Here is a 14401-nt window from a genome sequence, read left to right as displayed (position 1 = left end):
CCCGGGCCCGGGGGCCGAGGCGGGTCAGGTCCCGCCGGCGGCGGGCGGGGTGATCAGGGTCAGGGCCGCGCCCTCGGGGTCGGCGACGGTGGACAGACGGCCGTACGGGGAGTCGCGAGGCGGCTCCAGGACGCGGGCGCCGAGGCCCGCCGCCCGGGTCACCGCCGCATCGGTGTCGGACACCGCGAAGTACGTCATCCAGTGCGCGCCGCGGTCGCGCGGGAGATCGCGGCCCACGCCGCGGACACCGGCGACCGGCCGCCCGCCGGCCGTGAGGACCACACGGTCGACCCCGCCCTCCTCCGGAACCGGGGCGCCCATGCCGAACACCGTCTGGTAGAACTTCGCGACCAGCCCCGCGTCCCGCGTGAACAGCTCGCTCCAGGCGACCGTGCCGGGCTCGCCGTCGACCTCCGCGCCCGGCAGCCGGTCGCCCTGCCAGATGCCGAACACCGCCCCCGACGGGTCCACGGCGATCGCCAGACGCCCGGCCTCGTCCGCGTTCAGCGGCCCGATGCCGACGGTGCCGCCGCACTCGCGGGCCAGCTCCGCCGCCGCGTCCGCGTCGTCGGACGCCAGCATCGTCGCCCAGGACACCGGGCGGTGCGGCTCGGCGGCGCCCTCGCCGATGCCCGCGACCCGCCGCCCGTCGCGCAGCGCGATCACGTAGGAACCCAGCTGGCGGGGGCCGGGCACGAACTCCCAGTCGAACAGGGCGCCGTAGAACTCCAGCGCGCGATCGACCCGGTGGGCCATCAGGCTGGCCCAGCAGGGCGTGCCGGAGGGACGCCGGCTCGGTACTTCGGTCATCGCGGAACGCGCTCCTCGCGGGCAACTCGGGCGAATGTGGCACGCCGATCGTTGCACCACCGGCTGTGCGGCGCGCCCCGACCGCGCCGCATTCATCCCCTTGGTGCCCAGGAGGGGGAAACGGTACGCCTCGTTCCGCGTCCCGTTCGCGCCCTTCCGCCCGCCACAATGGCGTCATGGAACCGATCATCTCCGCGGCCGCGCTCGCGGCCGAACTGGGCGGCGCGCGGCCGCCGGTCCTGATCGACGTGCGCTACCGGATGGGCGGCCCGCCCGGACACGGCGAGTACGCCGCCGGACACCTCGCGGGCGCCCGGTACGTCGACCTCGACGCCGACCTCGCCGCGCCGCCCGGCGCCGGCGGCCGCCACCCGCTGCCCGACGTCGAGGCGTTCGGCGCCGCGATGCGCCGCGCCGGGGTCGCCGAGGACCGCGACGTGGTGCTGTACGACGACTGGAACGGCTGGGGCCCGGCGCGGGCCTGGTGGCTGCTGCGGTGGGCCGGGCACGAGCGCGTACGGGTGCTGGACGGCGGGCTCGGCGCGTGGACCGCGGCCGGGCTGCCGCTGAGTACCGAGGAACCGCCGCCCGGCGACGGCGACTTCGTGCCGCGGCCGGGCGCGCTGCCGGTCCTCGACGCGGACGGCGCGGCGGACCTCGCGCGCCGGGGCGTGCTGCTGGACGCCCGCGCGGGGGAGCGCTACCGCGGCGAGGTCGAGCCGATCGACCCCGTGGCCGGCCACATCCCCGGCGCGGTGAGCGCGCCGACCACCGACAACGTCACCGCCGACGGCACGTTCCTGCCCGCGGCCCGGCTCGCGGAGCGGTTCGCGGCGGTGGGCGCGAAGGAAGGCGCCGAGGTCGGCGTCTACTGCGGGTCCGGCGTCTCCGCCGCGCACGAGATCCTCGCGGTGGCCGTCGCTGGCCTGCCGGTGCCCGCGCTCTACCCGGGCTCCTGGAGCGAGTGGACCGCCGGCACCGGCCGTCCGGTCGCCACGGGCCCGACACCCGGCTGAGCGCTCCGGCTCACGCGGTCCCGGCCGTCGCGTCCCCGCCCGCCGCGTCCGCGCGGACCGGCCGGTAGCGGACGTCGACCGTCGCGGCCGGATCGTCCCCGTTCAGCAGGCGCAGCCGGACGGGGGCGGTACCGGGGCTGTCGAACAGGCGGACGCCGTCACCCAGCAGGACGGGCGCGATGTGCAGGTCGATTTCGTCGATCAGCCCGCGGTCCAGCAGTTGGCGGCCGATGGTCGGCGAGAACACCTCCAGGTTCCGGCCGCCGGCCGCCCGCAGGGCGATCCGGACCGCCTCGGCGACGTCGCAGTCGAGGAAGGTCACTCCGGCGGCGGGCCCGGCGTCGTCCGGGTGGTGGGTGAGGACGAACATCGCGCCCTGCCACGCGCCCCCGTAGACGGCTCCGGCGTCCGGGTAGGCATCCCAGCCGTCCCGGCCGCCCAGCACCGCGCCCGTGGTCGCCGCGTACTCCTGGACGAGCCCCGGCCGCAGCGTGAACCCGGTCATCCAGTCCATCGCGTGCTCCGGGCCCGCCACGAACCCGTCCAGGGACATCGTGAAGTGCCAGAGCACCTTGCCGCGGGCCGTCTGCGGCTCGGGCGCCGCCGGCCCGCCGCGCCCCGCGTCCCGTGAAGCACCGTCGACCACCAGGGGTCCTCCCTCTCGCCGCGGTTCGGCCGTCACCTCTTGGACCGTGAGCGCACCCGCAACTCATCGGCGTGGGGGGCACGTTCTCCGGTCGGTGGGGGAGGGCGCGGTCAGTAGAGGAACGGCGGGGCGGGAAGGGCGCCGCCGCCGTGGACGGTCAGGCCGTCGCCGGGGGAGCGGCCCATCAGCCACGCGAGCAGCGCGCTCCGCGTCCCGCGGACGGTCGGGCCGGCGAGCCGCGGGGCGCCGACGCTGTAGACGGCGACCGCGTCGGTGGCGTGGAGGCGCATGGGCGGCGCGTCGTCGCGGGCGGAGAACGACGCCGCCACCCGGCCGAGCATCGCATCGGTGAACGCCGCCGGCCAGTCGTCCGGGGTGTAGCCCGCGTCCAGGTCCGCGTGGTGGACGACCACCTCGGTGAGCCGGGCGTCGGCGGCCCGCGACGCCGGGTGCTCCTGGCCGCGCGTCCAGCGCACGACGCGGTCCCAGCCCTCCGGCGGCATCCTGCGGTACTCGGCCTCGAACGCGGCGGCGCTGTCCCGCAGATCGGCCAGCAGTTCGGCCGCGCCACGGCCCGCGCCCGCCTCGATCTCCTCGGCCCGCGCGGTCAGGCTCGGGTACTCCGGTGTCCTCGTGCCGGTCCTGGCCCAGGTCAGCAGGCGCCGGCCGCCGTCGGCATTGCGGGCCAGGTGCGTCAGCACGTGGGCGCGCGACCAGCCGGGCAGCAGCGACGGCGCGCGCACGTCGCCCTCACCCAACCGGGCTGCCGTCCGCAGGAGTTGACCGGTGGCCTCGGTGATCTGCCCCAGGACGGCCCCGGGTTCGAAGGCCGTGCCGTCAGCCGCCATCAGAGCGCCTCCCGTTGCCGGTTGCCCGCCGGCTCCGCGACCGGCCCGTCCAGGCTGTCACGGATGCGCGCACGTTGCCTCCGGGCCGGTCGCCTTGCCGGCGGCCCGGAGGCAACGTCCTGCCTACTCCTGCTTCTTGCGGCGGCTGCCGAAGACGATCTCGTCCCAGCTGGGGACGGTCGCCCGGCGGCCGGGGCGGACGCCGTCGGCCTCGGCCTGGCGGTCGGTGGTGCCGACCAGACGGTCGCGGTGGCCCGCCACCGCGCGCGGCATGAGGACGTCCGCGTAGGCGGAGCCCGCTCCCGCGCTGGCGGCCGGCGCGGTCTCCTCCGCCTGCTCGGCGGGGTCCTCCGCGGCAGGCGCCGCGTCCGGGGCGTTCACGGGCCCCGCGGGGACGACCATGTCACCGCGGAAGTTGGGCACGGCCTCCAGCAGGCTGGTGAGCGAGTCCCGCTCGTCCTGGTCGCCGCGTTCCTCCACACGCTCCGCGCGCTCGGCCCGGTCGGTCCTGTCGGTACGGTCCGTCCGGTCCGAACGGTCGCCGCGGTCCGACTGGCGCTCCAGGGCACGGTCCAGCGGCCGGTCCCGCGGCAGCCGCGCGATCCGCGGCACGAACGGGAAGCTCGGCTCCTGCGCAGCGCTCTGCGCCGTCTCGCCGATCAGCGACCTGGCCTCGTCGTCGACGGCCTGCACCAGCCGGCGCGGCGGGTCGTACGACCAGCTCGCCGAGTGCGGCTCACCGGCGACCCGGTAGACCAGCAGCACCTCCCAGGTGCCGTCGTCCCGCCGCCAGGAGTCCCACAGCACGGTGTCCTTCTCCGCGCCGCGCAGCAGCAGCCGCTCGGCCACCGCCTCGCCCAGCTGCGGGCCCGTGCTCTCGCCGTGCCGCCGGACCGGCGTCTTCCGGGCCCGCTCGGCCATGAACGCCCGCTCGGCGAGCACCGGACCCTCGAAGCGGCGCACCCGCTCGACCGGAATGCCGGCCAGCTGGGCGACCTCCTCCGCCGACGCACCGGCACGTATCCGCGCCTGGATGTCGCGCGGCCGCAGATGGCTCTCGACCTCGATCTCGATCTGGCCCAGCCGGGCCCGGTCGTTGCGTACCGCCGCCCGCAGACGCTCGTCGATCGGGAGCGTGTATTCCGTGCTGTCGGCAGCCTTGAGCACCAGTCGTGTGCCGTCGTTGCTGACGGCCACGACGCGCAGTTCGGGCACGGTTACCTCCCGGGTGGTGCCTGCCGACGTCACGTGCGTCGCTGCTCCCGTTGGACAGAGTGTGGCCTGCCCGGGTGCAGCGTGCCACAACCTTGCAGAGTTGCCCGGCGTGTCGGGCCCGCGTGGTGACACGCCGTTATGGGACTGTAGTCGATTGGCCACTCTGCGTGACCGCTCGTCGGTGCTCGCGGAACAAGCGTCCCTGGTTCGCCCCCCGATCGGCCCGGGCGGCCGAACGGGCAGCCTGAGCCACGGCTCGTCACGGTACTCCATTCGGGCCAGCCGAGGGCGGCTGCCGCGCCGCCGAATGTCCTACGGGGGGCGGGAGTTGGGTGACGCGGATCACGCGTGAGCCCCTTGTGCGCCGGGCAAAAAGGGACGTAGCCCAATGAACCGCCCCGCGAACCCCCTAGGCCCCCAGCACTCTGCGGAGGTAGCTGTTGGTGAACAGCCGCTCCGGGTCCAACCTGTCGCGCAACTGCGTGAATTCGCCGAACCGCGGATAGACGCCGGACAAATACTCCGCGTCCCTGGTGTGGATCTTCCCCCAGTGCGGCCGGCCGCCGGCGGCGACCATGATCCGCTCCACCGCGGTGAAGTACCGCTGGTAGCCGCTGCCCCGGTACATGTGCACCGCCACGTACGCGCTGTCGCGACCCGACGCGGTGGACAGCACGATGTCGTCGGCCGGCGCCACCCGCACCTCCACCGGGAAGCTCACCCGCAGGTCGGACGCCTCGACCATGGCCTTGAGCTCGCGGATGACGGACACCGCGGCCTCCCGCGGCACCGCGTACTCCATCTCCACGAACCGCACCCGGCGCGGGCTGGTGAACACCTTGTAGGCGATGTCGGTGTACGTGCGGGCGGACAGGGCCCGGCTGGAGACCCGTGCGATGCCGGGGATCGCGGCCGGCACCGCCTTGCCGAGTGCGCAGGCGGCCTGGAAGACGCCGTTGGACAGCAGTTCGTCGTCGATCCAGCCGCGCAGCGGGGGGACCGGCGCGGCCGGCCCCTGGCTGCGGTTGTTCCGCTTGGTGGTGCAGCCGTCGGTGTGCGGGAACCAGTAGAACTCGAAGTGCTCGTTCTCCGCGACGAGTTGGTCGAACTCCGCCATGACGCGGTCGAACCGCATCGGCTCCTCGCGGGCGGTCAGCAGGAACATCGGCTCCACCGCGAAGGTGATCGCGCTGACCACGCCGAGCGCGCCGAGGCCGATCCGGCCGGCCGCGAACACCTCGGGGTTCCGCTCGGCGGAGCAGGTCAGCACCGAGCCGTCGGCGGTGACGAGTTCGAACCCGCGTATCTGCGCGGCCATGGAGCCGGAGTCCCGGCCGGTGCCGTGCGTGCCGGTGCTGGTCGCGCCGGCCACCGTCTGCACCATGATGTCGCCCATGTTGGCCAGCGACAGCCCCTCGGCGGCCAGCACCGCGTTGAGCTGGCTCAGCCGGACGCCCGACTCCGCGGTGACGGTGCCCGCCGCGCGGTCGATGTCGCGGATCGCGGTGAGCGCCTCGGGGCGCACCTGGACGCCCCGTGTGGCCGCAGTGGAGGTGAAGGAGTGCCCGGAGCCCACCGCCTTCACGGTGAGGCCGTCCTCGGCCGCCCTGCGCAGCTCGGCGGCCAGCTCGTCCACCGACGCGGGCGCCACCGCACGGGCGGGCGCCGCGGACACGTTGCCCGCCCAGTTACGCCACGCCCTCCCGGCTGTCCCGTTCGCCGTCACGGCCGCCCCGCCCGTCCGTCCGTTCCGCGTCTCCGCCATGCGCCCGCGGCTCCTCCCGCTCCCGCGCCGGCCGCAGCCGGCGATTCCCCAGGACCGCCACCGCCACGGCGACGACCGCCGCGACAGCGGGTACCGCGAACGCCGCGGAGGCACCGTGCGCGTCGACCACCCGGCCGGCGAGCGAGGCCCCCGCCGCGACCCCGACGGCGAGGCCCGTGGAGATCCACGTGATGCCCTCGGTCAGTTTCGCCCGCGGTACCAGCTGCTCCACCAGGCCCATCGCGGTCACCATCGTCGGGGCGATGGTGAGGCCGGAGAGGAACAGCGCACCGGCCAGGGACCACAAGTTCCCGACCAGTAGTGGCGGGATCATACTCACCGCCATCAGCGACACGCCCAGCAGGAACCGGCCCGCCGCCTGGCCCTTGGGCCGCAGCAGCCCGAAGACCAGCCCGGCCAGGCAGGAACCCAGCGCGTAGGAGGCCAGCACCAGGCTCGCCAGCGCCTTGTGGCCGCGCTCGTCGGCGAAGGCCACCGTGCTCACGTCCACCGCGCCGAAGAGCGTGCCGGTGCCCACGTAGACCGCCGTCATCACCGCGAGCGCCGGGGTGCGCAACGCCGAACCGCCGCCGAGCTGGTCGCGCGGATGCGGCGGCGGCTCGGTGGAGCGCTGGGCGGTCAGCAGCAGCACGCCGGCGCCCAGGAAGCACGCGGCCAGCAGCGGGCCGGCCTCGGCGAACCAGGCCGTGCACAGGCCGATCGACAGGATCGGCCCGAGGATGAAGATGACCTCGTCGACCACGGACTCGAACGCGTAGGCGGTGTGCAGCAGTTCGGGGGAGCCGTGGTGGATCGCCGACCAGCGGGCCCGCACCATCGCGCCCATGCTCGGCGTCAGCCCCGCGCACACCACGCAGACGAAGTACACCCAGTCCGGCGCGCCGGCCCGGACCGCGACGAGCAGCACGGCGAGCGCGGTCACCGTCACCGCGCACACCGGGCGCAGCACCCGCCGCTGCCCGTAGCGGTCGACCAGCCGCGAGACCTGCGGGCCGCACACCGCGCCGGACAGCGCCAGCGCCGCCGACAGCGATCCGGCCAGCCCGTAGCGGCCGGTCACCTGGGAGATCATCGTCACGATGCCCAGGCTCAGCATGGACAGCGGCATCCGTCCGACCATGCCCGCGGCCGAGAAGGCGCGGGTTCCGGGGGCGGTGAAGATCGCCCGGTACGGACTGCTCACGGTGCCCCCGGCGGATGGCCGCAGCTCGGCGGACGCGCGGCCGCGTGTCCGGTAAGGAACATGGATGGTCCGTACAGCTTACGAACCGGGGCAAGGGCTTTTCCGCCGGTCCTGGCAGTACCGCCGGTCCTGCCACCCCCGCCGCCGGCCGGAGGGACCATCCGGCGGCCGGGGTGGCCCGGGGCGGGCCGCACGGCCGCGGGTGGCAGGATCGGAGACATGTCCGATCAGCCAGACCAGCCCGACGCCGCGGCCCCGTCCGACGCCGCCCCCTACGACGCCCTCCTGCTGCTGTCCTTCGGCGGCCCCGAGGGGCCGGACGACGTGGTGCCGTTCCTGGAGAACGTGACCCGCGGCCGCGGCATCCCGCGCGAGCGGCTGAAGGAGGTCGGCAAGCACTACTTCCTGTTCGGCGGCGTGAGCCCGATCAACGCCCAGAACCGCGAGCTGCTGGACGCGCTGCGCAAGGACTTCGCCGACCACGGTCTGGACCTGCCGGTCTACTGGGGCAACCGCAACTGGGCGCCCTACCTCACCGACACCCTGCGGGAGATGGCCGACGCCGGACACCGCCGCATCCTGGTGCTGGCCACCAGCGCGTACGCGTCGTACTCCGGCTGCCGCCAGTACCGGGAGAACCTGGCCGCCTCGCTGGCGGTGCTGGCCGAGGAGGGCCGCCCGGTGCCGCGGGTGGACAAGCTGCGGCACTACTTCAACCACCCGGGCTTCGTCGAGCCGATGACCGACGCGGTGCTGGCGGCCCTCGCCGAGCTGCCCGCGGAGGTCAGGGACGGCGCCCGGCTGGCGTTCACGACCCACTCCATCCCGACCTCCGCCGCCGACACCTCTGGCCCGGTCCCCGGCCACGGCGGCGGCGGCGCCTACGTCGCCCAGCACCTGGACACCGCCCGGGTGATCGCCGACGCCGTCCGCGAGGCCACCGGCGTCGAGCGGCCCTGGGAGCTCGTCTACCAGTCGCGCAGCGGCGCCCCGCACATCCCGTGGCTGGAGCCGGACATCTGCGACCACCTGGAGGACGTGCACGCGGCCGGTGCGCCCGCCGTCGTCATGGTTCCGATCGGCTTCGTGTCCGACCACATGGAGGTCAAGTACGACCTCGACACCGAGGCCGCCGCCAAGGCCGGGGAACTCGGCCTGCCCGTCGCCCGCGCGGCCACCGTCGGCGCCGACCCGCGGTTCGCGGCCGCGGTACGCGACCTGGTGCTGGAGCGTGCCGCCACCGAGCGGGGACTGAGCCCCCGGCGGTGCGCGCTGGGCGCGCTCGGCCCCAGCCACGACGTCTGCCCCGCGGGCTGCTGCCCGGCCAGGAACCCGCTGCCGGCCGCTGCCGGCCTCGACTGATCCCGACCAAGGAGCCACCACTGATGAGCACACCGGCGACCGGCGTCAGCGCCGCACTGCTGGACGAGCTGCTGCAGACCGCGCTGGACGCCGCCCGCCAGGCCGGCGACCTGCTGCGCGACGGGCGGCCCGCCGACCTCGGCGTGGCCGCGACCAAGAGCAGCTCCATCGACGTCGTCACCGAGATGGACATCGCCGCGGAGAAGCTGATCACCTCCGTCATCGGCCGGGTCCGCCCCGAGGACGGCTTCCTCGGCGAGGAGGGCGCGAGCAGCGCGGGCACCAGCGGCATCCGCTGGGTCGTCGACCCGCTCGACGGCACCGTGAACTACCTGTACGGCCTGCCGTCGTGGGCCGTCAGCATCGCCGCGGAGAAGGACGGCAGCACGCTCGTGGGGGTCGTCGCGGCACCGCTGCGCGGCGAGACGTACCAGGCCGTGGCGGGCCGCGGCGCCCTGGTCAACGGACGGCCGGCGCACTGCCGCCCGGCGCCGGAGTTCGACCACGCCCTGGTCGGCACCGGCTTCGGCTACATCGCCGAGCGCCGGGCGGCCCAGGCCGAGGTGGTCCGCACGCTGGTGCCACGGGTCCGCGACATCCGGCGCGGCGGCTCGGCCGCCATCGACCTGTGCGACGTCGGCTGCGGGCGCCTCGACGCGTACTACGAGCGCGGCCTGAACCCGTGGGACCTGGCCGCGGGCGAGCTGTTCGCGCGCGAGGCCGGCGCACTGACCGGCGGCCGGCCCGGTGAGCGTGCCTCCGGCGAGCTGACGATCGCCGCGCCGCCGGGGCTCTTCGAGCCGCTCCAGGAGCTGCTGGACGGCCTCGGCGCCTGGCACGACTGACGGGCCGGGCCGGGCCGGGCCGGCCCCGCCCGTCACGACGGCGGACGGGCATGCGAACGCCCCGGCACCTCCTGGTGACCGGGGCGTGCGGCTTGGGGGTCGGCCCCTGGGCTCAGGCGACCTTGGGCCGTACGTCCACGCCGTGCTCGGCGGCGAGGCGGCGGAGGTCTTCCAGCTCGCTCTGCTCGACGTCGGCGAGGAACTCGTCGCCCGTCTCCCGGGCCCGACGAAGATCGGACTCCGTGGTGTGTATGCGCTGCAGGATTCCGGTGGTGAACGCGTCCATGGCGCCTCCTCGTCGTCTCCGTTGACACGGGGATGTGTCTGACCCAGGTGCCGCACGAGGGGAAACGCGTGGCAGGGCACGGTGGGTGGGTGTAAAGCCGTCCTCCCCGCGTGATTGATGCCGGAAACCTCTCCGACACGAAAGAAATTCCGCACCGCCCGCGCCCACGCCGGTGACCTGGCGCCGATCCGGCACGCCCCGCCGACCTGCACAAGCCCTCCACACCCTCCGCAGCGGCCTCCCCTGCCGCACCCTTACCGCCGGTTTACGAGCCTTCGGTGCAGGATGTGGGGAAGGATCGCCACTGCTTCACGGAAGGAAGAACGCCTTGCGCGTACTGGTCGTCGAGGACGAGCAACTGCTCGCGGACGCGGTCGCCACCGGCCTGCGCCGCGAGGCGATGGCCGTCGATGTCGTCTACGACGGCGGTGCCGCCCTGGAACGGATCGGGGTCAACGACTACGACGTGGTCGTCCTCGACCGTGACCTGCCGGTCGTGCACGGTGACGAGGTGTGCCGGCAGATCGTCGGCCTGGGCCTGCCCACCCGGGTGCTGATGCTCACCGCGGCCGGCGACGTCAGCGACCGGGTCGAGGGCCTGGAACTGGGCGCCGACGACTACCTTCCGAAGCCGTTCGCCTTCACCGAGCTGACCGCCCGCGTGCGCGCGCTCGGCCGCCGGACCACCGCGGCCCTGCCGCCGGTCCTCGAGCGCTGCGGCATCCGGCTCGACCCCAACCGCCGCGAGGTGTCCCGGGACGGCAAGGAGGTCCACCTCGCGCCCAAGGAGTTCGCCGTCCTGGAGGTCCTCATGCGAAGCGAGGGTGCCGTGGTCTCCGCCGAGCAGTTGCTGGAGAAGGCGTGGGACGAGAACACCGACCCCTTCACGAACGTGGTGCGGGTGACCGTCATGACGTTGCGCCGCAAGCTCGGTGAGCCCCCGGTGATCGTCACCGTGCCCGGCTCCGGCTACCGGATCTGATCGCCATGGCCACCCAGTACCCCGGCCCTTCCTCGCCGTCCGGCATCCGGACCGTCCTGCCGGCGAAGCCGCTCTCACCGCCGCGTCCGCCCCGGGAGCCGTCGCTGCCCGAGCACCAGCCGCCGCCCTGGCTGCGGCCGACCATCCGCATACGGCTCACCGTGCTGTACGGCGGCATGTTCCTGATCGCCGGCGTCATCCTGCTGTGGATCATCTACCTGCTGGCCGCCCAGGCCATTCACGAGGGCTCCAGCCTGCCCTTCCAGGTGGAGACGATCACGTACCCGAAGGGCGGATGTGTCGACAACAACAACAACGGCAACATCCCCTCGGCCATCGCCACCTGCATGCAGCACCAGCGCGACGTGGCGCTCAACACCCTGCTCAAGCGGTCGCTGATCGCCTTGATAGGGCTCGCCGTCGTCGCCTTCGCCTTCGGCTACGTGATGGCCGGCCGGGTGCTCGCGCCCCTCGGCAGGATCACCAGGACCGCCCGCAGCGTGGCCGGTTCCGACCTCAAGCGGCGGATCGAGCTGGACGGCCCGGACGACGAGCTGAAGGAGCTCGCCGACACCTTCGACGAGATGCTGGACCGGCTGGAGCGCTCCTTCGACGCCCAGCGCCGGTTCGTCGCCAACGCCTCGCACGAGCTGCGCACCCCGCTGGCGATCAACCGGACCCTGCTGGAGGTGCAGCTGTCCGACCCGGAGGCGTCGCCGGACCTGCGGCAGCTCGGGAAGACGCTGCTGTCCACCAACGAGCGCAGCGAGCAGCTCGTGGAGGGCCTGCTGCTGCTCGCCCGCAGCGAGAACGAGATCGTCGACCGCAAGCCGGTGGATCTGGCCGAGGTGGCCTCCCAGGCCCTGGAGCAGACCCGCGCGGAGGCCGACAGCCGCCACGTGGAGCTGCGGGAGCAGCTCCAGCCGGCGGTCGTGCCGGGCAACGGCGTGCTGCTGGAGCGGATCGCCCTGAACCTGGTCCAGAACGCCGTGCGCTACAACGTGGCCCAGGACGGCTGGGTGGAGGTCGCCACGTCCGTGGAGGGCGGCCAGGGGATCCTCGTGGTGGTGAACAGCGGCCCGGTCGTCCCCGCCTACGAGGTGGACAACCTCTTCGAGCCGTTCCGGCGGCTGCGTACCGAGCGCACCGGCAGCGACAAGGGCGTCGGGCTCGGCCTGTCCATCGCGCGCTCGGTGGCCCGGGCGCACGGCGGCGTCATCTCGGCCGAGCCGCGCGAGGGCGGTGGTCTGGTCATGCGGGTCGCGATTCCCGTCTGACCGGCCCACTTCCCGGGCGTCCGGCCCGGAGCCCGCCACGTCCCCCGGCGGACCCGCCGGGGGACAGGTGTGTCCAGACCTGTGAAACCTGTCACCCCTGTCCTGCGTCCTGGAGGGTGGCCGGGCCCGGAGTCTGTTCGCTTTGCGAGTAATTTCCGGGTTCGCTCATGCTGGAGATCGGCTGTGATCGATTGCACACCAACCTTCGGCAGCGTGTACGCTCGGTGATCGCCAGGCCAGGGGAATCGACCGGAAAATCCATGTTTCCCCAGGTCATGATCACGGGAAGTACACGTGAAGGCATCCGCGGCGTATGACTTTCGGACCGCCGCGGATCATGATCGGCCACCGATGCGCTCACCTATTCGAGGGGCGTATCGGGTGTCGATTGAGTAACAGGGCTTGATGTGAGGCAAAATCTCCGCCTCGAGGCGGGCACAAGTCCGGCCTCTCGCGCGTTACGTGCGCTGGAGACACCGCAGACACCCACAGGGGGAGAGCGAATATGGCTACGGATTACGACACCCCACGCAAGACCGACGATGACGTCAACGAGGACAGCATCGAGGAACTGAAGGCCCGGCGAAACGAGAAGACCACCTCCGCGGTGGACGTCGACGAGTTCGACCAGGCAGAGTCCCTGGAGCTGCCCGGCGCCGACCTCTCCAACGAGGAGTTGTCGGTCCGCGTGCTGCCCCGCCAGGCGGACGAGTTCACCTGCATGAGCTGCTTCCTCGTCCACCACCGCAGCCAGCTGGCCGCGGAGAAGGACGGGAACCCGATCTGCCGCGACTGCGCGGCCTGACCCCCGGGTGCCCGTGACCGGTTCGCCGGAAAGCCGCGAGGGCGACGAGCGAGGCCGCAGGGCCTCGCTCGCGGCCACGACCGCTCGCGGAATCGGCCGGGGAGTCAGCAGCGGGGCCCGCAGGGGCGGCCGGATGGCCAGGACCGGCTTCGGGTCGGTCTCGGAACGGCTCATCGAGACCGCGCCGCGGATCCCGGTGCGGGACCTGGCGACCCTTCGCCGCCAGTTCCCCGGCCTGGGACCCGAGGACATCGCGGACCGGCTGATCGCCGCCGCGGTGAAGGGCACGATGACCGTCGGTGCCGGAATGGGCACCGTCGCGATGCTGCCCACCCCGCCCACCATGGCGGTCGAGCTGGCCAGTGAGACCCTCGGCGTGGCGGCCGTGGAGTACAAGCTCATCGCCGAGCTGCACGAGGTCTACGGGCTGCGCTGCCCCGGCAACGCCCGGGCGCGCGCCACCGCCTACCTGTGGTCGTGGACCGAGCAGCGCGGCATCAACGTGCTCCGGCTGTCCACGGTCAACGTGGCGGTGGGCACGAGCCTCAAACGGCAGATGCGCCAGCGCCTGCTGCGGCGCACCGTGCGCCACACGCCGTCGCTGACGCCGTTCATGATCGGTGCGGCCGTCGGCGCCACCATGAACCGCCGGGAGACCCGCAGGCTCGCCGAGAAGGTCCGCCACGACCTGCGCGAGCACCAGCAGCCCTGGCCGCCCGAGCCCGCGCCGCCGCCCGCCGGGGACCCCGACGCGGGGCCCGGGACCACGGAGCCCGGGACCGCAGGACCCGGGACCCCGGGGTTCGGGACTACCGGGCCCGAGAAGACCTGACCGCCGCCAGCGCGTCGGCCAGCCGCTGCGGCGAGCGCGTCGACAGGTAGACGTACGGCGTCGGGTCCGCCGGATCCGTCACCTCGACCTTCAGCGCCGTCGGCACGTACGAGCGCATGAGCATGAACGCCCGCGGATCGGCCTTGTGCGACCGCCAGGCGACCGCCTCCGCCGCGTCCAGGACGCTCGCCTCGCCCAGCGCCTCGACGGGGATGCGGGCCTTGCCCGCCACCAGCGAGCCGGCCACCACCCTGATCCGCGCCGAGCCGTAGGAGCTGACCCCCGCCATGGCCAGGGCGGCGCCGCCGACCAGGCCGACGAGCATCGCCAGCGGACCGATGGGGAAGACGATTATCGCCATCGCCACGCCCACGCCCACGGCCATCAGCCACCAGGAACGTGGGACGGTGAGGCGTTCGTCGTAGTCGCCGGCGAGCGGCGCCACCGCGCCCGAGCTCGCATCAGAGATCGCACCAGACATGGCACCAGACTGCCATGCCCGCCTGTG

The 14401-nt window shown here is 73.8% G+C and carries 15 protein-coding genes; 7 read left to right on the top strand and 8 right to left on the bottom strand.

The genetic code is table 11. From position 1 onward, the window contains the following. Positions 1 to 24: 24 nt before the first annotated feature. Entirely contained in the window at positions 25 to 810 is a 786-nt protein-coding gene (locus tag BMW99_RS05390; RefSeq protein ID WP_075016322.1) for a VOC family protein, read from the bottom strand. Between the two features lie 176 nt (positions 811 to 986). Here BMW99_RS05390 and BMW99_RS05385 point away from each other — a divergent pair, with 176 nt between their 5' ends. Beyond that, positions 987 to 1826, top strand: coding sequence for a sulfurtransferase (locus tag BMW99_RS05385; RefSeq protein WP_075016321.1), 840 nt, complete (start codon positions 987 to 989; stop codon positions 1824 to 1826). Positions 1827 to 1836: 10 nt separating this feature from the next. On the opposite strand, the gene BMW99_RS05380 is transcribed toward BMW99_RS05385, so the two are convergent. The 5 genes from BMW99_RS05380 to BMW99_RS05360 form a co-directional block, all read right to left on the bottom strand. Beyond that, positions 1837 to 2472: a dihydrofolate reductase family protein gene (locus BMW99_RS05380; RefSeq protein WP_245791216.1), complete on the bottom strand. Its 636-nt coding sequence runs from the start codon at positions 2470 to 2472 to the stop codon at positions 1837 to 1839. Between the two features lie 110 nt (positions 2473 to 2582). Further along, positions 2583 to 3320 (bottom strand): maleylpyruvate isomerase family mycothiol-dependent enzyme, encoded by a 738-nt coding sequence (locus tag BMW99_RS05375; RefSeq protein WP_075016320.1) that lies wholly within the window; start codon positions 3318 to 3320, stop codon positions 2583 to 2585. A gap of 123 nt (positions 3321 to 3443) precedes the next feature. Then, the gene (gene sepH, locus BMW99_RS05370) at positions 3444 to 4568 is read right to left on the bottom strand and encodes a septation protein SepH (RefSeq protein ID WP_177226055.1); all 1125 of its coding nucleotides are present in this window, start codon (positions 4566 to 4568) and stop codon (positions 3444 to 3446) included. Between the two features lie 376 nt (positions 4569 to 4944). Further along, positions 4945 to 6300 (bottom strand): D-arabinono-1,4-lactone oxidase, encoded by a 1356-nt coding sequence (locus BMW99_RS05365; RefSeq protein ID WP_069464667.1) that lies wholly within the window; start codon positions 6298 to 6300, stop codon positions 4945 to 4947. Next, on the bottom strand, positions 6224 to 7504 hold the full coding sequence (locus BMW99_RS05360) for an MFS transporter (protein ID WP_069464668.1): 1281 nt from the start codon (positions 7502 to 7504) through the stop codon (positions 6224 to 6226). Before BMW99_RS05360 ends, BMW99_RS05365 begins: the two co-directional genes overlap by 77 nt. A 219-nt stretch (positions 7505 to 7723) precedes the next feature. Here BMW99_RS05360 and BMW99_RS05355 point away from each other — a divergent pair, with 219 nt between their 5' ends. Next, the gene (locus tag BMW99_RS05355; protein WP_069464669.1) at positions 7724 to 8866 is read left to right on the top strand and encodes a ferrochelatase; all 1143 of its coding nucleotides are present in this window, start codon (positions 7724 to 7726) and stop codon (positions 8864 to 8866) included. A 23-nt stretch (positions 8867 to 8889) separates the two neighbouring features. Next, the gene (locus tag BMW99_RS05350) at positions 8890 to 9711 is read left to right on the top strand and encodes an inositol monophosphatase family protein (protein ID WP_069464670.1); all 822 of its coding nucleotides are present in this window, start codon (positions 8890 to 8892) and stop codon (positions 9709 to 9711) included. 112 nt (positions 9712 to 9823) lie between these two features. Here BMW99_RS05350 and BMW99_RS41190 read toward each other — a convergent pair whose 3' ends face one another. Next, positions 9824 to 9997 (bottom strand): hypothetical protein, encoded by a 174-nt coding sequence (locus BMW99_RS41190; protein WP_176735550.1) that lies wholly within the window; start codon positions 9995 to 9997, stop codon positions 9824 to 9826. A 328-nt stretch (positions 9998 to 10325) separates the two neighbouring features. Between BMW99_RS41190 and BMW99_RS05345 the strand changes: the two genes are divergently transcribed. From BMW99_RS05345 to BMW99_RS05330, 4 genes are all read left to right on the top strand, one after another. Further along, positions 10326 to 10979, top strand: a complete 654-nt coding sequence (locus BMW99_RS05345) for a response regulator transcription factor (RefSeq protein ID WP_069464671.1) — start codon at positions 10326 to 10328, stop codon at positions 10977 to 10979. A 5-nt stretch (positions 10980 to 10984) separates the two neighbouring features. Beyond that, complete coding sequence (locus tag BMW99_RS05340) at positions 10985 to 12256, top strand: sensor histidine kinase (protein ID WP_107451620.1); 1272 nt, start codon at positions 10985 to 10987, stop codon at positions 12254 to 12256. 505 nt (positions 12257 to 12761) lie between these two features. Next, complete coding sequence (locus BMW99_RS05335; RefSeq protein WP_069464672.1) at positions 12762 to 13061, top strand: DUF4193 domain-containing protein; 300 nt, start codon at positions 12762 to 12764, stop codon at positions 13059 to 13061. 133 nt (positions 13062 to 13194) lie between these two features. Continuing rightward, positions 13195 to 13893, top strand: coding sequence for a hypothetical protein (locus BMW99_RS05330; protein ID WP_075016319.1), 699 nt, complete (start codon positions 13195 to 13197; stop codon positions 13891 to 13893). Here the strand turns inward: BMW99_RS05330 and BMW99_RS05325 are convergent. Continuing rightward, positions 13871 to 14374: a DUF3093 domain-containing protein gene (locus BMW99_RS05325; RefSeq protein WP_107451680.1), complete on the bottom strand. Its 504-nt coding sequence runs from the start codon at positions 14372 to 14374 to the stop codon at positions 13871 to 13873. The genes BMW99_RS05330 and BMW99_RS05325 overlap by 23 nt on opposite strands. Positions 14375 to 14401: the final 27 nt, after the last annotated feature.

The sequence above is a fragment of the Actinacidiphila rubida genome (assembly GCF_900110255.1).
GTDB classification, from domain to species: Bacteria; Actinomycetota; Actinomycetes; order Streptomycetales; family Streptomycetaceae; genus Actinacidiphila; species Actinacidiphila rubida.
The sequence above is the reverse complement of the archived record's forward strand: the minus strand, read 5'-3'. Positions and strand labels throughout refer to the sequence as shown.